General features: G+C 61.8%; 20 protein-coding genes. 14 read left to right on the top strand and 6 right to left on the bottom strand.

The window, feature by feature from the left end; all coding sequences use genetic code 11:
- Positions 1-5: 5 nt before the first annotated feature.
- The 7 genes from IB225_RS15230 (at position 6) to IB225_RS15200 (ending at position 9,344) form a co-directional block, all read left to right on the top strand.
- Complete coding sequence (locus tag IB225_RS15230; RefSeq protein ID WP_225583901.1) at positions 6-1,322, top strand: alpha/beta fold hydrolase; 1,317 nt, start codon at positions 6-8, stop codon at positions 1,320-1,322.
- 13 nt (positions 1,323-1,335) lie between these two features.
- Positions 1,336-1,536 carry a hypothetical protein gene (locus IB225_RS15225; RefSeq protein WP_192312104.1) on the top strand — a complete coding sequence of 67 codons (201 nt, stop codon included), beginning with the start codon at positions 1,336-1,338 and terminating at the stop codon, positions 1,534-1,536.
- Positions 1,537-3,142: 1,606 nt separating this feature from the next.
- Positions 3,143-5,554 carry a DDE-type integrase/transposase/recombinase gene (locus tag IB225_RS15220; protein WP_192312103.1) on the top strand — a complete coding sequence of 804 codons (2,412 nt, stop codon included), beginning with the start codon at positions 3,143-3,145 and terminating at the stop codon, positions 5,552-5,554.
- Positions 5,555-5,557: 3 nt separating this feature from the next.
- Entirely contained in the window at positions 5,558-6,544 is a 987-nt protein-coding gene (locus IB225_RS15215) for an ATP-binding protein (protein ID WP_192312102.1), read from the top strand.
- Between the two features lie 578 nt (positions 6,545-7,122).
- Positions 7,123-7,872, top strand: a complete 750-nt coding sequence (locus tag IB225_RS20410) for a hypothetical protein (RefSeq protein WP_225584005.1) — start codon at positions 7,123-7,125, stop codon at positions 7,870-7,872.
- Between the two features lie 171 nt (positions 7,873-8,043).
- Positions 8,044-8,631 carry a hypothetical protein gene (locus tag IB225_RS15205; RefSeq protein ID WP_192312100.1) on the top strand — a complete coding sequence of 196 codons (588 nt, stop codon included), beginning with the start codon at positions 8,044-8,046 and terminating at the stop codon, positions 8,629-8,631.
- Positions 8,631-9,344 carry a hypothetical protein gene (locus IB225_RS15200; protein WP_192312099.1) on the top strand — a complete coding sequence of 238 codons (714 nt, stop codon included), beginning with the start codon at positions 8,631-8,633 and terminating at the stop codon, positions 9,342-9,344. Before IB225_RS15205 ends, IB225_RS15200 begins: the two co-directional genes overlap by 1 nt.
- 216 nt (positions 9,345-9,560) lie before the next feature.
- On the opposite strand, the gene IB225_RS15195 is transcribed toward IB225_RS15200, so the two are convergent.
- Complete coding sequence (locus IB225_RS15195) at positions 9,561-10,892, bottom strand: SIR2 family protein (RefSeq protein WP_192312098.1); 1,332 nt, start codon at positions 10,890-10,892, stop codon at positions 9,561-9,563.
- Positions 10,893-11,592: 700 nt separating this feature from the next.
- Here IB225_RS15195 and frmR point away from each other — a divergent pair.
- The 4 genes from frmR to IB225_RS15175 all read left to right on the top strand — a co-directional run bounded on the left by frmR (position 11,593) and on the right by IB225_RS15175 (position 14,382).
- Positions 11,593-11,868, top strand: a complete 276-nt coding sequence (gene frmR / locus IB225_RS15190; protein ID WP_192312097.1) for a formaldehyde-responsive transcriptional repressor FrmR — start codon at positions 11,593-11,595, stop codon at positions 11,866-11,868.
- Positions 11,869-11,901: 33 nt separating this feature from the next.
- Entirely contained in the window at positions 11,902-13,011 is a 1,110-nt protein-coding gene (locus IB225_RS15185) for an S-(hydroxymethyl)glutathione dehydrogenase/class III alcohol dehydrogenase (protein ID WP_192312096.1), read from the top strand.
- A gap of 178 nt (positions 13,012-13,189) precedes the next feature.
- Positions 13,190-14,026, top strand: coding sequence for an S-formylglutathione hydrolase (gene fghA, locus IB225_RS15180; RefSeq protein WP_192312095.1), 837 nt, complete (start codon positions 13,190-13,192; stop codon positions 14,024-14,026).
- A complete protein-coding gene (locus IB225_RS15175) occupies positions 14,023-14,382 on the top strand; it encodes a putative quinol monooxygenase (protein WP_192312094.1) in 360 nt (119 codons plus the stop codon). Before fghA ends, IB225_RS15175 begins: the two co-directional genes overlap by 4 nt.
- Here the strand turns inward: IB225_RS15175 and IB225_RS15170 are convergent.
- From IB225_RS15170 to IB225_RS15160, 3 genes are read right to left on the bottom strand one after another with little or no spacing between them, the layout of a single operon-like run.
- Complete coding sequence (locus IB225_RS15170; RefSeq protein ID WP_192312093.1) at positions 14,364-15,047, bottom strand: ATP-binding protein; 684 nt, start codon at positions 15,045-15,047, stop codon at positions 14,364-14,366. The genes IB225_RS15175 and IB225_RS15170 overlap by 19 nt on opposite strands.
- Positions 15,044-15,391, bottom strand: a complete 348-nt coding sequence (locus IB225_RS15165) for a hypothetical protein (RefSeq protein WP_192312092.1) — start codon at positions 15,389-15,391, stop codon at positions 15,044-15,046. Before IB225_RS15165 ends, IB225_RS15170 begins: the two co-directional genes overlap by 4 nt.
- Before the next feature lie 56 nt (positions 15,392-15,447).
- Positions 15,448-16,395, bottom strand: coding sequence for a DegV family protein (locus IB225_RS15160; RefSeq protein ID WP_192312091.1), 948 nt, complete (start codon positions 16,393-16,395; stop codon positions 15,448-15,450).
- Positions 16,396-16,659: 264 nt separating this feature from the next.
- On the opposite strand from IB225_RS15160, the gene IB225_RS15155 reads away from it, so the two are divergent.
- Complete coding sequence (locus tag IB225_RS15155; RefSeq protein WP_192312090.1) at positions 16,660-18,339, top strand: diguanylate cyclase; 1,680 nt, start codon at positions 16,660-16,662, stop codon at positions 18,337-18,339.
- Between the two features lie 10 nt (positions 18,340-18,349).
- On the opposite strand, the gene IB225_RS15150 is transcribed toward IB225_RS15155, so the two are convergent.
- Together IB225_RS15150 and IB225_RS15145 are read right to left on the bottom strand one after the other, a co-directional pair.
- Positions 18,350-19,600 carry an amidohydrolase family protein gene (locus tag IB225_RS15150; protein ID WP_192312089.1) on the bottom strand — a complete coding sequence of 417 codons (1,251 nt, stop codon included), beginning with the start codon at positions 19,598-19,600 and terminating at the stop codon, positions 18,350-18,352.
- Positions 19,601-19,725: 125 nt separating this feature from the next.
- Positions 19,726-21,147 (bottom strand): amidohydrolase, encoded by a 1,422-nt coding sequence (locus IB225_RS15145; RefSeq protein ID WP_192312088.1) that lies wholly within the window; start codon positions 21,145-21,147, stop codon positions 19,726-19,728.
- A gap of 113 nt (positions 21,148-21,260) precedes the next feature.
- Between IB225_RS15145 and IB225_RS15140 the strand changes: the two genes are divergently transcribed.
- The gene (locus IB225_RS15140) at positions 21,261-22,037 is read left to right on the top strand and encodes an AMP nucleosidase (RefSeq protein WP_093294700.1); all 777 of its coding nucleotides are present in this window, start codon (positions 21,261-21,263) and stop codon (positions 22,035-22,037) included.
- Between the two features lie 56 nt (positions 22,038-22,093).
- Positions 22,094-22,747, top strand: a complete 654-nt coding sequence (locus tag IB225_RS15135; protein ID WP_192312087.1) for a DUF695 domain-containing protein — start codon at positions 22,094-22,096, stop codon at positions 22,745-22,747.
- The last annotated feature ends 24 nt before the right edge of the window (positions 22,748-22,771 follow it).

The following is a 22,771-nucleotide window of genomic DNA, read 5'->3' as shown; positions in this document are numbered from 1 at the left end:
TGGACATGCGCAAGCTCTTATTCGGTGCGGCCCTCGTCCTCGCCACGGTCCCTGCCACCACTATGGCAGGCGACCTAGAAGTGCCCGCTCCACAAGCTTTCTCCTGTCTTACCGGCAGCTATCGGATGGCAGATGGCAGCACCCTCGATATCGGTGCGTCAGGGTCCGGTGCATACCGATGGCGGCGTCCGGATGGTCAAACCGGAGCATTGGTGCAGCAAAGCGATGGCGAATGGATCAGCACGCTCGGATGGACAGAGCGCCCAGATGGCCACCGACTGACCGTATCGAACTGCAATCAAGGCCAGATACTTTTCGATCGCGTTGCTGGTCAGCGCGAGCCACTCGTTCAGATCGACACTCGTTTCCAAGGAAGCGGTGTCGCGTTGAGTGGACGATTGACCCTCCCGCCTGGCGATGGAACGGTTCCTCTCGTGGTCCTTGTCCACGGCGCCGAGCGCACTTCGGCGATAGACACGTACTCGCTTCAGCGCGAACTGGCCAGTCAAGGCATCGGCGTCTTCGCATACGACAAGCGGGGCACGGGCCGCTCACAAGGCCGCTATACGCAGGACTATCTCACGCTTGCCATCGACGCCATTCATGCCATGCATGAGGCGAAGCGCCTTGCCGGTAAGCGAACGGGGCGCATCGGATACCAGGGAGGCAGTCAAGGTGGATGGGTGGCGCCGCTGGCAGCAAGAATCGAGTCGGTGGATTTCGTCATCGTCAGTTTCGGTCTCGCCGTATCGCCGCTTGACGAAGACCGGGAAGCAATCGCGTTCGACATGGCGCGCGCCGGCTTTGGCCATGATGAACAACAGAAGGCGGACGAGATCGCTGCCGCGACAGCCGCGATTATCGAGAGCAACTTCACGGAAGGGTTCGGCAGACTTGATGCCCTGAAGGAAAAGTATGAGAAAGAGCCCTGGTTCCCTTTCGTCCGAGGCAACTTCACCTCATATCTGATTTCTACTCCGGAGGCCGTCGTGCGGAGCGACTTCCCCGCACTGCTCGAGGGAGTACCGGCGCACTACGATCCGATGCCCGTGCTGCGCCATCTTGATGTACCGCAGCTGTGGCTCCTCGGTGGACAGGATCGCGATGCTCCCCCTTTCGAGACGCTGCGGCGCCTAGGCGAACTGAAGCGCGAGGGTCGTCCGATTGCCACGGTGGTGTTCCCACACGCAGACCATGGCATGTACGAGTTTGAGATCGACGCAGGGGGCGAGCGGATGTCCACGCGTCAGCCCGAGGGATATCTGCAGATGATGGTCGAATTCATCAAGTCTGGCCGTTCTGACGGTCTCGAAAGCAATTGAACAGGAGAGAGAAATGAACTTGAGCAAGTTCGTCAGACAAGCGCATCGCTGGGTATCGATTGCCTTCACCGTGACGGTTGTCGTGAACATCATTCTTGTCGCTTCCGGGAAGTCAGTCGAGTGGCTCTACATGCTGCCGCTCGCTCCGCTTCTACTCCTGATTCCGACAGGCCTCTATATGTTCTTCCTGCCCTACTTCAGAAAGCCGCGTTAGAGCCCTGTGGTCTGAAACCAGTCTGACGGCTCGCTGTGGACGGCGTCCGCCAACGAGCCATTTCCGGCAACTAGTTGTGCGTAGCAACCGTATTTGGGGCTGGCCGGATCTCTGCGCTGTCAAATGTCCGCTTCTGGCCGAAAGCGGACATGCCGCTCCCGCTTCAGCTAGCAGCCAGGAGTGGACATCGCTCCGGCGGGAGGCCTGGGGCCGATCCAGCTGAAGACGTTGCAATCAAGCAGGTGGATGGCGCGCTGGTCATGGCCAACGGCGAGACGCCGCCGGACGCCAGCGAATGGAACGCGATCGGATGCCTGAGATTCAGGGTCGTCGACAGGTGCAGGGTGGTTTAAAAGTCACGCGTCTAGAGTTCGTCAAGGGCGTTGCGTGGATCTGAGAAGGTCTTTGGTGCTCTCAGCTTTTACGAAGCGATATGCACTCACTATCTTTCAACAGTGGGGAATCAGAAGCGTCGCTTCGCCGGACGTGCACGTACGCATGGTGTAGTGAACAAGAGGGTCAGGAGTAGAGCCGGCTCTGTAGCTCAATCCGCTGCGTACGAGTGCGAGCGTTTGATGACGATCAATCCTTACGGGGATGCACGGATGAGGAAGGAGTCTAAGCAATCGCATAGTTAGAGAAATCAGCGTCCGCGCGTTCCGAGCAATGGCGGGATGCTGACACGCGCCGGGAAGGGAGCGAGCCAGATACCTCGCCGTCGTCCACTGCGTTGCCACGTCGCCGTTCAACTCCGACAACCGAAACTGCGTTAGAAGCGCTAAGTATCCGTACAAATCACCCCTCCAAAGAAGTGATGCAGGATCTCTTGCCGGAAAGAAGACTACTTGTCCGTCGCTAGAGGCGGGCAGTTCGATACGCCGGTGCGATAGCAGGTAAGAGGGTTCGCACTCGTAGGTCTCGATGAGCCCGCGTAGCCTCGATGGCTTCAAGCTTCTCGTCTCCAGCAAGTGGAGCGGCCATCGACACACTTCTGCAAAGACTGGAAAGTGATCAGCGATGCGGACCTCGCGCTTTCGAGTCAGGGGGGCCCCGCAAAGCGCAGCGCTTCGGTCGGATTGGCACTGCGGTGCATCACTAGGCAACTGTGCGAGCACCGTCATGAGTACGCGCTCCCTAAACAAATCGACCTTTGACCTGGGTGGGCGCCCCCGTCGACCAGGGGCCAAATCACCGAGCTCCGAATGCACCGTATTCATCGAATAAATGCACCAAAAAGGGCGAATTAATTCTGGGTGCGGAAGCTGAAGCTTTGCAACTAGGCTGGGTTCGACTGCAGGCAACACGAAATGCCTGCTGCTCGCGGCTGCTCTCTTGGCATCGGGCCGCGCCGTCCAATGGTCGTTGTCGAGCCAACTGGCGCTGGGAAAAGCTTAGGAAAAACAGGAGGATAGGGTGGATACGAGCTGAGGTACTCCGTCGGCGGGGAAAAAGAAAGCCCGCAAGGCTGGCACCGAGCGGGCTCTCCGATTTCGCACACTATCGCTAAGTCCGAAATCTCCCCCTTATTGAACGCCCTGTCAAGCGCTTCCGGCGCTTGGCACGGGCTCCCTATGCCCTAAGCCGGCTAGGCCGGTGGGAGGTCGTTGTGGACAAGATGGAGATTGGTGGACCAGATGAGCAGACCCGCCGTGGCATCTACGCCGCAGCGGGGCTTTCGCACGAGAATGTCCGAAGGGTGGAGGAAGCAATCAATGGATCGTGCCAAAAGCGTGTAGGCGCTGGCGCGCTGACCAACGTGGTAACCAGGTTCGACTCCGTAAAGAACCGGCGTCATAGAACGGTCGAGAGCCACACGTGTGAGCTCATTCATGCCTACGAACTTGAGCAAGACCCCGATGTCTTGGGCTACTACACACAGGTGCCGTGCGTAGGGATAACCAGGGTAAGACCGAATGGACGAACACACGTAAGCTCTGCTCACATCGACTTTCTCGTAATCAGAAAGTGCGCAATCGAGCTCGTTGAGTGCAAGCAGGAAGAGTGGCTCCACAAGGCGATCGGCGAGGATCATCCCGACTGGTCTCAAGTACAGGGAGGATGGACGTGCAGGCCCTACGAGGAGTGGGCGAAAGCACGAGGAATCCAGTTCAAAGTTTGGGTAGGGCCAAGACACCCGGCCATCTATCTGCAGAATCTGACCGCAATCTACGATGCAAAACGCCTAGAACCCACCGACTACGAGGTGCGAGCCTGTGAGACGGCAAGCCGTCTCATTGAGAAGAGGCCTCAGAGTATTGCTGAGCTTCAAAACAAATCGGCTGGCTTCACCAGTAGAGTCGCACTCTTGATGCTGGCGCAGGCTTACGCATTCGGACCTTGCAAGTCAGTGTCCATCAGCCAGCAATCGAAGTTCTATCTCTTTCCGACGCTAACCCAAGCTGAGGTGTATGCAAACGCTGTGGCGGCCGAAGTGTCGGACCGGCTCAGATCGCTTGAGGAACTCGGCGATGAAACACTGACCGCAACAGGGACAGATCTAGAGAAGGCAAGACTGCGCCTGGAGAGGGTTGATCGGTATCTCGGTGGGCTGGATCTTGCGCCGACCAAGAGCGTTAAGCGGCTCGCGAAGATCGTTCAGCAGGCGAGGAGTGAGGGTAAGTCAGCCCTTGCCGCATGTCTGACTCGGTACCACGCCTCTGGCAACAAGATTCCGAGGTTGTCCGACCAGTACGTCGCTCTTAGAAGGAGAGTTGTCGATGAGTACTGGAACAGAGGGCGGGTAAGTTGCCAAAGAGACGCATGTCACATCTACTCCAGCGAGTGTGAGCGACTGGGCATTCCAGTTGCCGGCCTCACGGCGCTTATGAAAGCAATAAGGGAGCAGAACCCCGACCGGCATGCACTCGCGTCTGGGGGCATGCGGTCGTTCCAGCGTGTCCGAAGGAACGCGGACCCGAGGTACACGTCCGCAGCACCACTTGGCTATGGTGAGATTGCCCATATCGATTCAACGCCGATCGATATGAGAATGGTCGACGGATCCACCGGCGAAATACTGCATCTCAGTGCAACTTTCTACATTGCGATCGATGGCTCTTCTGGCTATCCACTCGCATTCGTCTTGATCTTCGGCCCTTCTAGAACCGAGGGCTTGGCGATTTTGATGCGCCAGATCGTACGCCGTCACGGCTTCCTTCCAAGAACCATTCACGTCGACCGAGGGCCGGAGAACACGTCGAAGTGGATGGAGAAGTTCTGTGAGGGAACGATATCCGTGCGCTACTCGCCAACCGCTGGGAGTGCATGGAATCAACTTGCCGAGTCAGCAAACAAGTATGCAAACACTCAGGTGTCGCACCGCCTATTTGGAAGCACCCTTCCGGACAGCAAGGGGAGATCAGTTGACGGAAAGTACAAGAGTCTCAAGACGGCGAGAATGAGCTTTCTTGAGGTGAACGAGCTCATCGAGAAGTACGTCTATGGCGATATGCCTCACTCACCGGGTGGTGACAACCTTTCACCCATTGAGCGGCGTCAAGCAAGCTTGGATCAATTTGGCTGCATGGGCGCAAAGCGAGAGATCAATGACGCTTTCCTTCTTTCTACGGCTATACCCTTAGGAGGGGCTATCAAGCTGACTGCACGAGGATCGATCAGGATCGAGGAGGGGGTCTATACCAGCATGGAGCTCCAAGCCGAGATTAAGGGGCGCCGAAAAGTTGAAGAAGCGCGAATCGACTGTGAGGATCCGGCAATCCTATACACCAGGATCGGTGGCCGCTGGCTAAAAGCTTTCCATCGACGTGTACAGAGTGTGGCGAGCGAGGATCGCTTAGAGAGGATCTTTGATATGTGCTACGCACCCACTGCGCGCAAGCTGAGTAGAGAGGTTAAGAGGCTACTTCGGAAGCAGCTCCACGACAGAATTGAGCAAGCTAGAACGAATAGCCTGGCGAAGGTCGACGATGCGATTTGTTCGAAGAATACACCAGGGAAAGGAAAGGAAAAGACGCGTAAGCCAGATCTAGATGGTCCCCTCTTTGACAGTGAGGGCTGAGCCATGGCGCTTACCCTTCATCCGCACTACAGCCGCCCACGGAAGCGGTTTGGTGCTGCGTTGGACAATCTAATGCCGGGCCGAATGATATTCATAATCGGCCCCACCGGTGTCGGAAAGACCACGCTTCGCCGCTCTGTCATGCGGGAAGTATATGGACATCCAAAGCATTGGCCGAAGGGCAAGATCCCCGCCATTGAATGCAGCGCACGACTTCCTTCAGAGTCGTACTTCAGCTCTTTCTCTCTGGCGAAGTCCTTACTCAAGCAGTTGCGTGTGCCGACCCTGCGTTGGTTTGAAGACAACGGAAAGTCGACGCTTCCGGCAGATGTTCTGAAGGGACTTGAAGCGGCGGGCGACTGGTGGGGCGCCAGAGAGGGGCGAAGGCTTACTGAGTCGGACACATGGGACTGTGTCGAACAGATGCTCCGAGCAAGAGCATGCAGCGTGATATCAATCGATCAGGCGAACTCGTTTCTGAAGAATCGGGCAAATAAACGGCCGACCGATCACACGCTACATCTGATGGCATTTGCTGAGGAGGCCAACATAAGCTTCATCATGACAGGCGTTCCAGAAGTAGTGAGGATGTGGTCGATCCACTCTGAGCTAAGGCGTCGCGTAGATGTCATCTGGGTGCCGCCCTACAGTGAGAGACGGCCAGAGGATAGACAGGCGTTCGCGACACTGATCCGCTCACGTGCCTCGCACTACACGAACTGTGATGTTCGAGCGCTGCTGCGCTACGACGCGGAAGTTCTTGCCGCCACCGGGGGCGTTATCGGAGAGCTGGACAAGCTTCTTGAGCGTGCGTCGACACTCGCTTTGGAAGAAGGTGGCGGAGGAATAAGCTGGTCCCATGTAGAGCGCTCTATCTACGCCCAGAGCGACCTCGAAACCATGTGGAACGACATCCACATGTTTGAGGAGGCTATGGCCGCTGGTTCGGTTTCTGCCCGGTCATCTCAGATCAAGGAATTCTGGGAGTGAAGAGCCCAGGGCCTGGACACTCTTGGACGCCACTACCCCCCCTTGAGTTGCGAGGCCTTGGCACGAGTGCAGTTGAGTCACTCGATCACTACTTGGCGAGGCTTACGTGGGTTGCCGGCATTCGGGTGCGCGATGTCTTAGCTGGTTACCAGCTAAGCGGAACTCCTCCTGTCTCGGCGATCTGTGGTCCAGGGTATGTGTATCTATCGTCCATCACCGACCTTAAGAGAGCGACAGGCGTCGATAGTCTGCACTGTGGCACTGTCTACAACCTTGGCGGAATCACTGAGCGCGGCCTAAGAGGCTTGGTGCAAAGGGAGTGGCGCTGGTGCCCAGTGTGCTTGAAGGATTGGGATCACGACACCTCCTATGAACTGTTGGCATGGCACTTTCATCTTGTGGTGCGATGCCCGCTACATGAGTGCGTTCTTGTTGGGAGATGCCAGAGGTGCGGCCACCGGCAAGGTAGGAGGTCTTCGTACACCACAAGGCGAGACTGCACTCACTGCGGAGCTTCGCTGGGAGGGAAAGGAGAATGGTCGAGGATGTCGCCTGAGCATGCTTGGGCGCATACGCAGATGCTCGACATTGTGGAGTTCTGTGGCAATCCGACCTCAGAGAGATTGGACGGTTCTGCATTCACGATGCTTGCATCGTCAGTCCTGACGGGAATTCTGTTGGCTGATGATGCATCTGAGAACGCCAGGCAAGTAGTTGCCAGGGTGGGGTCTGCAACAAATGCGCCTTCGCTCGACTTCGAGCTCCTACTTAACATGTGCGCGCTGCAGGGTGTCCGGCTGTGTGATGCTCTCCATGACCCGCTAGGGGGCTCGTCCAAGCCTTTCCTGTCGATGTGGGAGACCTTCCAGCCTATTGATCTAAGAATCGATGGCATGAAGCTTCGCTCGCAAGTGTTCGAGACTCTCCTCAGTGAACTAATAGAGTCCCCTAAGAGTCGGCCGTTGCCCTCCCTATGGCTTCTAGCTCAGGAGCTTGGTCTAAGCGAACATACTGAGGCTCGCTATCGAACGGCGAACTGGCGGCGATACGGGGTCTCCTGCCTTGCGAGGTCTGGAAAGAAGGAGTTGCAGCAGCGTGTCGATGCGGCTTTTGCAAAGCTCTCAAGGTTGGCTGGTATGGAAGGAAGGCTGACGGCTGACTCGCTGACGCGTCGAAGGTTTGCACGCCAAGCGATTCAGGATAGGGCGCTCGGTCGGGAACTGAAGCTCGCGATCGTGGACTCCTTCTGGGAGATTAGGGAACGATGCCATGCGATGCTGGAGGCGGGAACTATTACTGCCCCGGGAAGCCTAGTTCGGCGCAACTGAGCAGACAGCGCCCGCTTTGTGCCGGACTAGGTCGCGGCGCTGGCGCTTCTGGTGGTGCTTGGAAGGAGCATGCGACTTTCGGGTCCAGCACAAGTCGATTATCAGACTGCCTGCTGGTCTCCCTCGACGGCCGGTATGCTCCCGCCATCGACGACTGTGAGGGGTGAGCCAATGAGGGACTTTCTGCAGAACCTATTCGTCAGTGCGACCGACTTTTGCGTGCCTGGTCCGGATTGTCATCCTGACTGGACTGCATGGGGCGCGCTGATCACGTTCCTCGCCGTACTGGTTCCGGCAATGCAGCACGAGCGGGATCGGCGAGATCAGCGAAAGGAGAAGGTTCGAAAAGGACATGCCGCTGTACGGAAGTTTGCCTATGACGCCTTTGACCTAGGCGGTCAGATCGAGTCGCATCTAAAATTCCTGCCACACATGGTGCAGATGCTTACGGAGGTCGGTCCTAGCTACGTGAGCGATGTCCTTCGCTTGCGTGCCACTATTCCCACATTCGATCCGATCAAAGAGTTTGACCAGATATCACTGGCATTTAACAACTTGGGTATAGCAGTAAGATCCTTCAATCAGGTTATCGAATTGGGATCCGAAGTGCACATGGATGCGCCCGAGAACCACATCTTCGCCAAGACCGACCTGCTGGCAAAGCTCTTAGCAGAGGTGGAGGCTGCGCGTGCCAATGCCATGCATGCCATGGAAACTACTGTTCCAGGTTCCACGAAGAACATTCGGCGCGTCCGGTAATGGAAACGATCCTAGATTACGAGAAGGGCATTCGTTACCCGACCGATATGCCTCCTCTGATGCACGCCCACACTATCGACGCCCACCGGCATGGGTTGAAGCATCTAGCGGACCAAATGCGCGGCCATGAGCAGGCCTACATAGACGGGACTGAGCATCCGTCCGTAGGTCGTGACACGATTCCTGATTTCGCATACTACGAGCCGGTTACCTACTGTATCTTCAACTGGTTCGCGATCTCTCTGACTTCCTACCTTCGTTTGGTCGCCCTTGTTGATCTGGTCCAGCAGCGTCGATGGGGCATCCATGACTTGGTGACCAATAGCGATGAGGTCGAGGAGTTCTGCAGGCTGTATGTCGAGGACGTCGTGCCAGCGGTCTACAGGTGGCGCAACAAGGTTGCCGCACACCCAGCGGTCACCTCGCCGCTAAAGGCGACGAAGAGGCGACCGGCGGATTCACTAGGGACTCTACTGCAGTCATTCTCGTGCCCCGTGTCGCGCACGGCTGGCTACTTTGAAGTGTGTTCCACTGTGTGGAAGATCGATGGTCAGGTTGCTGATTTGTTGCCTTGGTCGGTCACCGCCACGTACGAGCGCCTTACTCCGCGATTTTGGCCAGAAGCATCGATCATGCCGCATCGCCATCGGCCGGGCAACGAACCGAGCGATGAACCGAACACCTACTATCGAGAGATCCGGAGGCGAGGGTGAGGAATTTCCCCATGCGCTCCATAAGAGAAGGCCCGGGGGTTAGCCCGGCCCTAGATGCTTGAACAGATTGGCGTTCCCACACGGGTACCTCGTTAACGCCGGCGTATAATTACGTTCTAGATCAAGGTCGTGTGTTGCTCTAGGGGAAAGGGCCGCTCGAAACGCGTCTGGCGCAATCTAAGGACAGGGCAGCGAACTGGTCCCGAGGAGCGCTAGCTACAGCCAAGGCGGATGGTGAAATTCAACGCTGCGCGGATCCTCAAACTTGCTGATAAGCCTTTGCGCACGCTTGCGCGCCGCCTCGTGCGGAACAGAGCCCCTCGAGAACAGGCGTAGAAAGCTTGTGAGGCTGTAGAGATCGGATTTCTGCCCAAAGGTGAAGTACAACGGAGGCCTCACAGGCCGGTCTTCAGTATTGGCGACGGCCAAGAACACCATTCCGTTTGTATAGCCCTCGATGTACGCCACATCTTCATAGCGCTTGGCGGAACGCTTTTCCTTCTTCAAAGTCTCGTACGCACGAACCTTTCCGCCGATGTAGCAGGGATGCGAGTACTCCCCAGAGCCTTGCATCTGCAGCGCCCGATCGAGCGCGTGCATGAGTCCATCCTGATATGAGGCCGCGTAGATAAGCTCTGGCAAACGGTCCATTTTTACCCTTTCGTGGAGCCTCGTGTGCTCCGCCCGGACCAAAGCCAGGAGTCTACTTGCTGCGTCAAACACGTCGTCCCGAATCATCGCCCCCATAGCAACCAAGTGAGTCTTGAGCTGCCGAATGAAGAAGGTTCCGTCGGTGCGAATCGCAATCAAGCCTTCCTGCTCTAGGCGTGTCGCTTCCTCGGCGAAAGGCGTTACAACGTAGGCCTTTCTGTGCAAAGAATCCAGCTGCTGCTTTACGAATCCATACAGCTGGAGAAAATCCGAATCGCGGAGCGAATAGCCGATGAAGACGACCGTCCTCGTCGCAAGGATATTCTTTAGCTGGCTTCCAATCAGCTCAGTACTTAGTCGTGTCAGGCACGCAACGTAATCGCTAGTAGTTGCGACAATGGATCCAAGATTCTGGATAGAACCGTGAATCTTCAAGACCTTCCGTCGTACTGCATTCCAAAGAGCGATATCGGGGTCAGTTACGAACGAAGTGGCGTGGCAGTGAGTCTCGAAATACGTGTCCCAATTGGTGGTTACGATCTCATTCACCAGAAAGAGCGTTCCTAGCTCCCGATGGAACCGACTCGCCGACATGTTGAGCTCGGGAAATGAATCGATATGCTCGAAGCGCCTCCGAATTAGCTGGAGTAGCTTCAATCTGCCGTCGGGAAGATCTACAAATCGTTGCATGAGCTCCGGAAAGCTCAGCGACCTACCTGCCCCTGGAACCAAGCCTTCGATTTCGTCGTAGAAGGTGTACTTCAGTACCCGGCTCGACTCAGTGCTAATGCCGGCCCCGGCAAAAATCACCAACTCTCCCGCGAGCAGAGATTCAATCAAGTGCTCTGGAAGGGAAACTGGGAAGTCAAACTTGCAGAACTCGCAATCGCAGTTCATATGCCGAATCCGTTGGCCCCTGTGCTCTGATGTTCGGCGGGGTGCCGTTCGCCGTCAACTGATGGCGAGCGAGAGATGCTCTGCACTCCGGTGTGTGTGCGGCTTCGGCAGCCATGTACGATCCTTGGAATTGACGCGTTGCGGTCACGTACAGTTGGCGCGCGATCCCTACTCTGGCCGCGACTTGGGAACACTTCAGAGGGACTTTAGCTAGCGTCGGGGGACGATGCGAACTCAGTTAGACGCGCCGTCGTCTTGCGATGACCGCCAGTAGAAGCTTCGAGTCATTCGGATGCAGAAGGAGCTCCGGCGATCCCTTCGCTAGTGTCGATTGGAAGAATGAAAAAAGCCACGAGGAATCAGGGCTTTATCTCTCTATTGTTTGGCGTCCCCAAGGGAATTCGGACCCCGGTCGCTACCCTGACAGCTCCGGAGGGTGCTTGGGAGGGGCCCATCGCCCACGCTTCGCCGCGAGATGGCATACCAAGCGGCCTCCACATTCGGTCGTGATTGCCCCAAAGGTAGAAAGGCTGAGCTTAGCGCGGGCGTTCTACAGTGTTTGACCATAGTTCGAGCCACCTGAAATGACCATAGTTGGGCCGTTGGGTCACAACTATGGTCTTCCGCTCAGGCCGTCGGCTGTCTTTGCCCCGACGGGCGGATCGCCATATACTCCCCCCCACTATCCGGGATCAGTCTCATGCCGCACTCGCCCGCCGACAAGAAGAAAGCGCTGACGCGCGTGAAGCGCATCCGCGGCCAGCTGGATGCGTTGGAGCGTGCGCTGGAAGAAGGCGCCGACTGCGCCCCCGTGCTGCAGCAGCTCGCGGCCGTGCGCGGCGCGGTCAACGGGCTGATGTCGGAGATCCTGGAAAGCCATCTGCGCGAGGAGTTCGCGCATCCGGCCTCCACCCCCGAACAGCGCGAGGCCGGCATCGATGCCGCCGTCGCGCTGGTCCGCTCGTACCTCAAGTAAACCCTTCTCAAGCAATCCAGCAGGAGTACCGCCATGAAATCCCGTGCCGCCGTCGCCTTCGCCGCAGGCGAACCGCTGAAGATCGTCGAGATCGACGTCGCTCCGCCGCAGAAGGGCGAGGTGCTGGTGAAGATCACCCACACCGGCGTCTGCCACACCGATGCCTTCACCCTGTCGGGCGACGATCCGGAAGGCCTGTTCCCGGTCGTGCTGGGCCACGAAGGCGCCGGCATCGTGGTCGAGGTCGGCGAGGGCGTGACCAGCGTGAAGCCGGGTGACCACGTGATTCCGCTGTACACCGCCGAGTGCGGCGAGTGCCTGTTCTGCAAGAGCGGCAAGACCAACCTGTGCACCTCGGTGCGCGCCACCCAGGGCAAGGGCGTGATGCCGGATGGCACCTCGCGCTTCTCGTACGAAGGCAAGCCGCTGTACCACTACATGGGTTGCTCTACCTTCAGCGAGTACACGGTTGTCGCCGAAGTCTCGCTGGCCAAGATCAATCCCGGTGCGAATCCGGAACACGTCTGCCTGCTCGGCTGCGGCGTCACCACCGGCATCGGCGCCGTCCACAACACCGCCAAGGTGCAGGAAGGCGATTCGGTCGCCGTGTTCGGCCTGGGCGGCATCGGCCTGGCGGTGATCCAGGGCGCGCGCCAGGCGAAGGCCGGCCGCATCATCGCGATCGACACCAACCCGTCCAAGTTCGAGATGGCGCAGCAGTTCGGCGCCACCGACTGCGTCAATCCGAAGGACCACGACAAGCCGATCCAGCAGGTCATCGTCGAGATGACCGGTTGGGGTGTCGACCACTCGTTCGAATGCATCGGCAACGTCAACGTCATGCGCGCCGCGCTGGAATGCGCGCACCGCGGCTGGGGCCAGAGCGTGATCATCGGTGTTGCGGGCGCAGGACAGGAAATCAGCACGCGACCGTTCCAACTGGTGACCGGCCGCAAGTGGATGGGCACGGCCTTCGGCGGCGTGAAGGGCCGCTCGCAGCTGCCGGGCATGGTCGAGGACGCGATGAAGGGCGACATCGAACTCGCTCCGTTCGTTACCCACACCATGCCGCTGGACGACATCAATGAGGCCTTCGACCTGATGCATGAAGGCAAGTCGATTCGCTCGGTGGTGCACTACTGATCGCGAGCCCCTCTCCCTCCGGGAGAGGGGTTGGGGAGAGGGTACGGCGACATCCGGATGATCGAATGCCGCGGTTCTTGCAGCGTCCGCATCCGGTACTCCTCCTCGCTTAGTCAGATCCTCATCCGGCGCTTCGCGCCACCTTCTCCCAGTGGGAGAAGGAAACACGGAAATCACCATGACCCTCGAGCGCATCGAACACCGCGCCCTACATGGCGGCTGGCAGGACGTCTACCGTCATCGCTCGGATGTCCTCGGCTGCGACATGAACGTCGCCGTCTACCTGCCGCCGCAGGCCGGGAAGGAAAAGCTGCCGGTCCTGTACTGGCTGTCCGGCCTGACCTGCACCGAGCAGAACTTCACCACCAAGTCCGGCGCGCAACGCTATGCGGCCGAGCATGGCGTAATCATCGTCGCGCCGGATACCAGTCCGCGCGGCGACGATGTCGCCGACGCCGATGGCTACGACCTGGGCAAGGGCGCGGGCTTCTACGTCAACGCCACGCAGGCGCCGTGGGCGACGCACTATCGTATGTACGACTACATCGTCGACGAACTGCCTGCCTTGGTCGAAGCGAACTTCCCGGTCACCGATGCGCGTGCGATCAGCGGTCATTCAATGGGTGGGCACGGCGCGCTGACCATCGCGTTGAAGAATCCCGGCCGCTACCGCAGCGTGTCGGCGTTCTCGCCGATCGTCGCGCCGTCGCAGGTGCCGTGGGGCGAGAAGGCGTTCGGTGCGTACCTCGGCGAAGACCGCGTGGCGTGGAAGGCTTACGACACCGTTGCGTTGATCGCGGATGCGCAGGAGCGCTTGCCGCTGCTGGTGGACCAGGGCGATGCGGACGAATTCCTGCAAACACAGTTGAAGCCCGAACTGCTGCTAGCCGCGGCCGAGGCCACCGGCCATCCGCTGACGCTGCGCCTGCAACCCGGCTACGACCACAGCTACTACTTCATCGCCAGCTTCATCGGCGAGCACATAGCGCATCACGCGAGGGCCCTGTACCGATGACGTCCGATCACGCCACTGCCGCGCCCGTGCCGCTCGTCTTCTACGTCCGCCTGCGGGTGAAGCCCGAGCAGATCGACGAATGGCTGCGGGCCGTGCACGACATCGTCGACGCGATGTCGAAGGAGGACACCTTCCTGTCGTGCGACCTGCATCGCGACGCGAACGATCCGACCCTGTTCACGCTGTACGAGCGCTGGGCCGAGCCCGACGTGGCGACCTTCCTCGAGCGACAGGACAAGCCCTACCGGCGCGACTACGAATCACGGTTGCCCGACTTGCTGGACGGACCGCGCGAACCGCAGGTGCTGGTGCCGTTGGCCCATTGGCCGGCGACGGATCATGCCGACAATACGTAGTCGGTAAAGGCGAAGCGGTCGTCACGCAGTTCGGTGTCACCCTGCACCAGCGCAAGCGGCGCGTTGAACATCGGGCCTGCCGACACGCAGGTGTGGAACTCGCCGTTCTCGCCGCACGGATCGATGTCCGCAGGAAGGTCGCGCAGCAGTGCTTCGTCGAATGCGCGACCGCCGAAGCGTGCGTCGAGCTGCTGCGTATCCACGCAGCACAGGTGCGCGCGCAGGCCGCCGTCGATCATCTCGCGCGCCAACGTCGTCGTGTCCGCGCCGAACAGCGGCGTCAGCACCTCCCAGCCGATCTTCGCCAGGTTCTGTACGCGGTACGCGCGAATGTCTTCCAGGAACAGATCGCCGAATGCGACCGTGCGCAGCCTCGGCCATCGTCGCGCGGCTTCCGCCAGAGCGTCGGCCATCGCCCGCTCATAGTCGTCGTTGACGCAGCGTGCGGGAATCATCGCTTCGATCAGCGGCAGGCCGGCGGCGCGCGCCTGCGCATGCAGTACGGTCCGACGGATGCCCTGCATCGACACGCGATCGTAGTCTTCGGTCACCGTGGTCAGCAGGCCGACGACCTCGACGTCATCGCGCTGGCGCAGGGCATGCAGCGTCCACGCAGCATCCTTGCCGCCGCTCCAGGCGAGCAGGACCGGACGCCGCTCCGTCATCGGGCGGCGGAGACGTCGCGTAACTCCCAGGCATGTCCTGCCAGCAGGCGCAGGCGGTGCTTGAGGACCTGGCCCGGGATGGAAGAGGTGGCCACCAGCAGGATGCTGAGATCGTCCTGCTGGCCGCGGACGGTCGCGCCGTCGTCGATGACGCCGAGGCCGGGATCGACTTCATCGGGTTCTTCCTGGCGGGCGCGCCAGCGATCGAACAGGCTGCTGGTGCGCAGCGCATGCTGCAATTGGGCGGCGAACTCGTCCGCGCCGTGCGCATCGAAACTGAAAGCCGGATCGCCGCCGCGTGCGCGGCCGGGATCCGGCAGGCTGATGTAGTAACGGACGGCCATGGCACCCCCGGTGGAAACCTGGGGCATAGCGTCGGCCACGGCGCGTTAGCCGGCCGTTATGCCGCCTTGAACGGGGCCGGCGGCGCGGCGAAGGCCGCGACCACGGCGCCCTTGCCCACGTTGACCATGCCGGTCAGGCTCATGACGCTCTCGAACACTTCAACCTTGTTGTTCTCGCAGATGTCGCGCAGGCGCTGGTAGCCGGGCAGGGCGCGCAGTTCCGACAGCTCGCCGCCGTAGCTCAGGCAGACGGTGGGCGTCATCAGGCCGGCCATCACGCGGTTGCCGGTGAACTTGAACATCTGTTCCACGGCGTTCTCGAAGCCTTTGATCTTCGCCACCGGCTCGGTGTTGCCGGCGTGGCCGTACAGCACCGGCTTGATGTCCAGCGCGCTGCCCAGCGCGGCGCTGAGCAGGCCGACGCTGCGGTCGCCCTTGGTGCGCGCGCGGTTGCGCAGGTAGTACAGGTCGCGCGGGATCATGTAGCCGTGCGTGTTCTGTGCCAGTTCCTCCAGGCGCACGCGGATCTGCTGCACGCTGGCGCCGGCATCGCGCATGCGCACCGCTTCCACCGCGGTGATGCCCTGCGCGGCGAACAGGTTCTGCGTGTCGATCACCCGCAGCGCGAACGGCGAGTTATGGCCAGCGGCCTGGCGCACCGGCTTGTAGTCGTTGAGGATGGCGAAGCTGGCCTGCATCGCGTTCTCGTGGATCGGCGAACGCGTCTTGGTGATCGTCATGCAGAAGACGTGGTCGTAGTCGATCACCAGCCGGCCCAGGAACAGGTCGCGGATCTGGTTGACGGTGAACGGCGTGGTCTCGGCTTCATGGCCGCGTTCGGCCACGTGCGCGTGCAGGAAGCTCAGCGTGGCCTGTTCGTCGCGATGGTCGGCCAGCACGGCCTCGCCGATCCGCACCGTGATCGGCAGGATCACGATGTTGTGCTTTTCCAGGTACTCCAGCGGCAGGTCGCACGCCGAATCGACAACTATCCCAATGCGCATCTAGCCCCTCCCGGCATTCGTCGCATTTGTGTCTATCTCCGGAAAACTAGCGGAGAACGGCAGACAAGTCGCTGGATAAACGCATGAAGTGTGAGTTGCGTCACCTTTTTGTGAGTTGAGCCGGGAAGGAAAACGGGGCCCCGGTCAGGCTGGGGACGGCGACTGCACCCCATAAATTACGTGAATCAGGTCACATAACGGCGCGATCCGGTCTTGTCCGCCGCCGGGCCGGGGCCGACACTCGCCACCAAGGGAAGGGGCACCATGATTCAGCAGTGGGGGTTGCTACTGCTGCTGTTGGCCCTGCTGCCGGTAGGCGCGCAAGGGGAAAACATCGCGCGGATCGACCGCCTCCAGCCAGTCGCGCTGGAACAGCAGGCCGGACAGCGCGCAGGACTGTTTTCGGAACGTCGCTTCGAGGGCGGCGCCGGTGGCGTGCGCGTGATCGGCAACGGCGAATGGCGGGTGCAGCCGAAGCCGGGCGTGTCCGAGCCGCTGCTGGTGTTCTACCACCCCTACACCGCCCGTGTGACCGTGCGCAGCCAGGCCGATGGCGTGGTGCGGCAGCAGGACATCTTCAGTCCCGACCTCGACCCGCAATACAGCCGGCGCGCGCTGGTGTTCCCGCTGTCGGATGACGGGCCTATCGAGGTGAAGGTCGAAGGCGCGCGCTATCCCCTGCGGATCGCGGTGGAATCCGCGCCGGCGTATGCCGCCGCCGACCTGTGGCATGTGCGGCTGGTGCTGCCGGCCATCGGCATGGTGCTGGGCGTGTCGATGGCGGTACTGCTGTTCTGGGCCATGCTGCGCGACCGCGTCTACCTGCTCTATGCCGGCGCGATGCTGTTCCAGCTGTTGTACGCGCTGTGCTCGTACGGCGAGGCGTATGCCTGGCCGGGTCTGTCGTGGCTGGCCCAGTTCGGCCCGCCGGGCATCTGGTTCTGCGGCTCGCTGGCCACGGTGATGCTGGTCTACCTGTGGCTGGACTACGCCGGCCTGCGTCAGGTCACGCCGCGACTGGCGCTGCTGATGCGGCTGGTGGGCGCGTACGGCTGCGGGCTGAGCCTGCTCCTGCTGCTGTCGCCGTGGCCGGCCGACAAGGCCTGGTTCCCGGACGTCGCCAACGCGCTGTTCCTGCTGACCAACGCCATCGCGCTGGTCACGCTGGTGGTGGCGTGGCGGCGTGGACAGACGCATGCGGCCTACGTGCTGATTGCGTGGGTGCCGACGCTGGTCTTCACCATGTGGCGCGCGCTGCGTTTCAGCAGCGGCGAGCGTGCCGAGCCCTGGCTGGAGTACGGCGTGCCGTGGGTACTCGCGTTCACCGCCGTGGTGCTCGCGCTGGGTCTGGCCGATCGCATGTTGACCTTCCGCCGCGAACGCGACAGCGCCAAGGCGCATGCCGAACGCGATGGCCTGACCGGCGTGCTCAACCGCGGCGGCATCGAGCATCGCCTGGACTGGGCGCTGATCGAACGGCAGCGCGAACACATCCCGGTCTCGCTGCTGTTCATCGATCTCGATGCCTTCAAGCAGGTCAACGACCGTTACGGGCATGCCGTCGGCGACGCCTGCCTGCGTGCGGTGGCGCGTGCGGTCAGCGAACAGTTCCAGTACGGCGATCAGCTTGGCCGCCTCGGTGGCGAGGAATTCGTGCTGGTGCTGTCCGGTGCGGGTCTGTCGTCGGCCACGCGCATCGGCGACCAGGTCGTCGCGCGCATCCGCCACGATTGCGCCACGGTCGAAGGCATCGACGTGGCGCTGACCGCCAGCCTCGGTGTCGCCCAGGCGCGCGATGGCGATACGGTGGCCTCGCTGATCGCGCGCGCCGATCACGCCATGTACGCCGCCAAGCGCGCGGGCGGCGATCGCGTGATGGACGAGAACGCGGCCGTTGTCCCGCCACACAGCACGAAGGCGCCCGCAGGCGCCTCCGTGGACTGACACCACGCGCTTACTTCGAGTACGCGCGCGGCAGCGGACCGGCCTGCTGCAGGTAGCGATCACGCAACTCCGTCTGGCGCGAACGCATCGGCATCGCACGTCCGCCCAGCCATACCTGTTCGGCGGTGCTGGACACATCCAGCGGATCGGCCGTCCACAGCACCAGGTCGGCCAGCTTGCCCGGCGCGATGGTGCCGATGCGATCGCCCACGCCGAACGCCTCCGCCGGCACGCGGGTCAGGCCGGCCAGGCCGTCTTCCCACGGCAGGCCGTTGGCCACCGCGTTGCCGGCCAGCTGCCGGTTCTTGCGCGCGTTGTGCGATTCGCCGACCTGCGAGAACCCGACCGGCACGCCCGCGCTGTCCAGCCGTGCCGCGTTCTCCAGCGTGGCACCGATCTGGTCGAAGTCCGCCGGCAGGTCCGCCAGCGCATCCACGAACACCGGCACCTTCGCCTGCGCGAGCTGCGGTGCGAGCTTCCACGCTTCGGCACCGCCGGCGATGGCGATGCGCACGTTCTCGCGCTGCGCCCAGCGCAACAGCTGGCGGATATCGGCGGCGCGGTTCACCTGCACCACGATGCGGCCGTTCCCGGCGAGATAACGCGCCAGCGTCGCGCGACCGGCGGGGGTCAGCAGCGCATGCGGCGAATCCACCGCCACGCGACCGCGCGCTTCAGCCACCATCTGGTCCAGCAGCATCCACTGCGCCGCACGCGACTTGCCGGCCAGATCGGCTGCACCGCCGCCGCCCAGTCGCACGAACAACGCACGCGGGCCGACCGGATCGGCACTGCCGTCCAGCCGCATCACGCCGCCCTGGCCGGCGATGAAGGAGCCGCCGGTCGATGCACCCAGCAGGGTGAAGCCGATGCCTTCCACGCGCGCCACCGGGATCACCACCGAGGCCGGGTTGTACGCCAGCGTCACGTCGAACTCCGGACGCATCGGCTGGTCTTCCAGCGTCACCGCCGAATCCGCGGTCGCCGATTCGCCCGACACTTCCTCCACGCCGATCTCGGTGATGCCGCCGAAGAACGCCGGCGTCAGCGGGCGACCATTGGCCTCGACCACCGTCGCACCCGGCGCGGCCAGGCCGCTGCCGACCGACTGCACCACCCCGTTGCGCACCAGCACGTCGGCGTTCTTCAGCGTGCCCTGCGCCCCGGCGGTGTGCACGGTGGCGTTGCGGATCAAGACGTCTTGAGCGAATGCGGCGAAGGAGGTCGACGCCAGGGCGACCGCTACCGCCAACGCCCTCATCGTCGTCCCAGCGAACGCTGGGACCCATGTGGCTCTTGCTCCTGTTGCGTCCCACCTTGAAAGCGAAAGCAAGGTGGATCCCAGCGTGCGCTGGGATGACGGCAGGGAGACACTCAGCGCGCGCTTCATGGCGTCACCTCCTGGCCCAGCATGAAGTCGGAGACCGGTTGCCTGCTGCGGTCGTTGCGGTCGTAGATGCGTGCGCCGTCGATGTAGACCTGCTCAGCCTTGGCGTACACGCTGAAGGGGTTCTGGTTCCACACCACCACGTCGGCCATCTTGCCGGCTTCCAGCGTGCCGGTGCGCTCGGCGATGCCCAGCGACTTCGCCGCATTGCTGGTCACCCAGCGGATCGCGCGCTCGGGGGCGATCTCGCCCATGCCGGCGCGACGCGCATTCGCCATCACCTTCGCCGCTTCCTGGTTCAGACGCTGGATGCCTTCATCCGAATCCGAATGCACGATCGCGCAGCTGTTCGCCGGGCGGTCGACCAGCGCGATGTTCTCCTGGATGCCATCGAAGGCTTCCATTTTGAAGCCCCACCAGTCGGCCCACAGCGCACCGCACACGCCGTCCTGCGCCAGCCGGTCGGCCAGCTTGTACGCCTCCACGCCGTGGTGGAACGCCGCGACCTTGAAGCCGAACTCCTTCGCCAGGTCGAGCATCGTGGTCATTTCATCGGCTCGGTAGCAGTGGATGTGCACCAGGATCTCGCCGTTGATCGCGCCGGCCAGCGTGTCCAGTTTCAGGTCGCGCTTGCCGCCGCTGTCGCCGCCGCTGTCCGCCTTGTCGTCGCCGCTGGCGCGTTCCCACCAGCGCTTCTTCTTCGGCTCCTGCGGCTTGGGCGCGTTCTTCTTCAGGTACTCGCTGGCATCGATGAAGGCGGCGCGGTAGCCGGCCACGTTGCCCATGCGCGTCGCTGGACCGGCCTTGCCGCCATACACACGCTTGGGGTTCTCGCCGCAGGCCATCTTCAGGCCCCACGGCGCACCGGGGAATTTCATGCCCTGGTAGCTGGTGGACGGCACGTTCTTCAGCGTCACGCCGCGGCCACCGACCAGGTTCGCCGAGCCCGGCAGGATCTGCAGCGAGGTGATGCCGCCGGCCAGTGCGGTGTGGAAGCCGGGGTCCTGCGCCCAGATCGAATGCTCGGCCCACACGTTCGCCGTCACCGGCGCGGTGGCCTCGTTGCCGTCGCTGTGCGCTTTCACACCGGGGCTGGGATACACGCCCAGGTGCGAGTGCACGTCGATCAGGCCCGGCGTCACCCACTTGCCGGTCGCGTCGATGCGCGTGGCGCCCTCGGGGGCGGACAGGCCGCGGCCCACCGCCACCACCTTGCCGTCCGCGAACAGCACGTCGGCGCCGTCGAGGCGTTCGCCGGTGCCGGTCAGCACGGTGGCGTTGGTCAGCAGCACGGGACCGGAGGCCAGCGCCTTGTAGGTGCTCGGGTACGGATCCTGGGTGAAACGGGAGGTGGGCGCCGCAGCCAGCGCGCTGCCGCCCAGTGAAGCCAGGACCAGCCCGGCCAACAAGGTCATTCGCATCGTGTATCCCCTGGAAGAGACCCGGAACCTAACCGGCGAGGCCGCCGCTTGCCAAGTGCGTGCGTCGCAGTCGTGCCAGAATTGACGGACAACAACAAGAAAAAGAGGCTTCCATGAAGGACAAGAACGAAATCGTCGACAACTGGCTGCCGCGCTACACCGGCGTGCCCCTGGACCAGTTCGGCGAACACATCCTGCTGACCAATTTCGGCGGCTACCTCAACGTGTTCTCGCAGCTGACCGGTGCGCCCATCGTCGGGCTCGACCGGCCGATGGCCAGCGCCACCGCCGACGGCATCACCATGATCAACTTCGGCATGGGCAGCCCCAACGCGGCGACGATGATGGACCTGCTGTCGGCCATCATGCCCAAGGCGGTGCTGTTCCTCGGCAAGTGCGGGGGCCTGAAGCGCAAGAACGAACTGGGCGACCTCGTGCTGCCGATCGCGGCGATCCGCGGCGAAGGCACCAGCAACGACTACCTGCTGCCGGAAGTGCCGGCGCTGCCGGCGTTCGCGTTGCAACGCGCGGTCTCCACGATGATCCGCGACCTGGGCCACGACTACTGGACCGGCACGGTGTACACGACCAACCGCCGCGTGTGGGAACACGACCTGGCCTTCAAGGAACGCTTGCGCGCAATGCGTTGTATGGCCATCGACATGGAAACCGCCACCGTGTTCGCCGCCGGCTTCGCCAACCGCATTCCGTGCGGCGCGCTGCTGCTGGTCAGCGACCAGCCGATGATCCCGGAAGGCGTGAAGACCGAGGCCAGCGACGCCAAGGTCAGCTCATCGTTCGTCGAGAACCACATCACCGTCGGCATCGAAGCGCTGAAACTGATCCGCCGCAACGGCAAGTCGGTGCGGCATCTGCGGTTTGATGAGTAGTAGCTTCGAACACCGCCAATGACACGAGGTCGCATAGGCGAATGAGGAACAGGGTGGTGAAGAATGACGATGTCAGCGGGATGTTCCTTTGCAGGCGTGCCGTCATGGCGGGATTGCTTCTGTGCGGGGTGCTTCCGTTGAAAGCGGGCAGCACCACGGGCATGGAATCCCGCACCCCTGTCGACGGGTCCGCAACGATGAGTGAGCCAGCGGCTTTGGCGACCCCAGCCAAGTACCGGGAACCGGGCAAGGAGCAAAGACAGGTGAACGCCTCTACGCAAGCCGAAGCCGGGAGCGGCGACAATCAGCAGTGGCTTCTGCTCCGCTCGCTGACGGAGAACCGCCCCCATTTCGTGGGCGTCATGCCCGCGCTTCCACCGGCCGACGTGCGGGCCGCTTTCCCGCATCGCATCACGATCGTGGTCACCTACGAAGAGGATGAGAAGGGCTTGCCCCTCTACGCCGACGATCTGGAGGCGCTGAACGGACTGGAGGACGACATCCGTGAATGGGATCCGGACCGGCGCGTGTTCCTCAATGCGGCGCGAAGTACCGGGCTGGGAGAACGACGCTGGATTCTGTACGCCTCGGATGTCGCTGCGATGGAAGCGCTGGTGCCGGAGAACGACTTCATGGATATCTCCGCCGAGCACGATCCGGAATGGTCGGAGATCGCGGCCATCCTCGCCGGGATTCCGAAGGCCCATTGATCCGGTCGAACGTCGTGCATTATC

This window comes from Pseudoxanthomonas sp. PXM02, from assembly GCF_014851805.1.
Classification (GTDB): Bacteria; Pseudomonadota; Gammaproteobacteria; order Xanthomonadales; family Xanthomonadaceae; genus Pseudoxanthomonas_A.
The sequence above is the reverse complement of the archived record's forward strand: the minus strand, read 5'-3'. Positions and strand labels throughout refer to the sequence as shown.

What these genes read in the sequence shown, in the direction of transcription:
- IB225_RS15145 (WP_192312088.1), bottom strand. Translation starts at nt 21,147, where the DNA reads ATGCGAATGACCTTGTTGGCCGGGCTGGTCCTGGCTTCACTGGGCGGC.
- IB225_RS15205 (WP_192312100.1), top strand. Translation starts at nt 8,044, where the DNA reads ATGAGGGACTTTCTGCAGAACCTATTCGTCAGTGCGACCGACTTTTGC.
- IB225_RS15225 (WP_192312104.1), top strand. Translation starts at nt 1,336, where the DNA reads ATGAACTTGAGCAAGTTCGTCAGACAAGCGCATCGCTGGGTATCGATT.
- frmR (WP_192312097.1), top strand. Translation starts at nt 11,593, where the DNA reads ATGCCGCACTCGCCCGCCGACAAGAAGAAAGCGCTGACGCGCGTGAAG.
- IB225_RS15140 (WP_093294700.1), top strand. Translation starts at nt 21,261, where the DNA reads ATGAAGGACAAGAACGAAATCGTCGACAACTGGCTGCCGCGCTACACC.
- IB225_RS15230 (WP_225583901.1), top strand. Translation starts at nt 6, where the DNA reads ATGCGCAAGCTCTTATTCGGTGCGGCCCTCGTCCTCGCCACGGTCCCT.
- IB225_RS15200 (WP_192312099.1), top strand. Translation starts at nt 8,631, where the DNA reads ATGGAAACGATCCTAGATTACGAGAAGGGCATTCGTTACCCGACCGAT.
- IB225_RS15160 (WP_192312091.1), bottom strand. Translation starts at nt 16,395, where the DNA reads ATGCGCATTGGGATAGTTGTCGATTCGGCGTGCGACCTGCCGCTGGAG.
- IB225_RS15185 (WP_192312096.1), top strand. Translation starts at nt 11,902, where the DNA reads ATGAAATCCCGTGCCGCCGTCGCCTTCGCCGCAGGCGAACCGCTGAAG.
- IB225_RS15215 (WP_192312102.1), top strand. Translation starts at nt 5,558, where the DNA reads ATGGCGCTTACCCTTCATCCGCACTACAGCCGCCCACGGAAGCGGTTT.
- IB225_RS15150 (WP_192312089.1), bottom strand. Translation starts at nt 19,600, where the DNA reads ATGAGGGCGTTGGCGGTAGCGGTCGCCCTGGCGTCGACCTCCTTCGCC.
- IB225_RS20410 (WP_225584005.1), top strand. Translation starts at nt 7,123, where the DNA reads ATGCTCGACATTGTGGAGTTCTGTGGCAATCCGACCTCAGAGAGATTG.
- IB225_RS15155 (WP_192312090.1), top strand. Translation starts at nt 16,660, where the DNA reads ATGATTCAGCAGTGGGGGTTGCTACTGCTGCTGTTGGCCCTGCTGCCG.
- IB225_RS15170 (WP_192312093.1), bottom strand. Translation starts at nt 15,047, where the DNA reads ATGACGGAGCGGCGTCCGGTCCTGCTCGCCTGGAGCGGCGGCAAGGAT.
- fghA (WP_192312095.1), top strand. Translation starts at nt 13,190, where the DNA reads ATGACCCTCGAGCGCATCGAACACCGCGCCCTACATGGCGGCTGGCAG.
- IB225_RS15195 (WP_192312098.1), bottom strand. Translation starts at nt 10,892, where the DNA reads ATGAACTGCGATTGCGAGTTCTGCAAGTTTGACTTCCCAGTTTCCCTT.
- IB225_RS15175 (WP_192312094.1), top strand. Translation starts at nt 14,023, where the DNA reads ATGACGTCCGATCACGCCACTGCCGCGCCCGTGCCGCTCGTCTTCTAC.
- IB225_RS15165 (WP_192312092.1), bottom strand. Translation starts at nt 15,391, where the DNA reads ATGGCCGTCCGTTACTACATCAGCCTGCCGGATCCCGGCCGCGCACGC.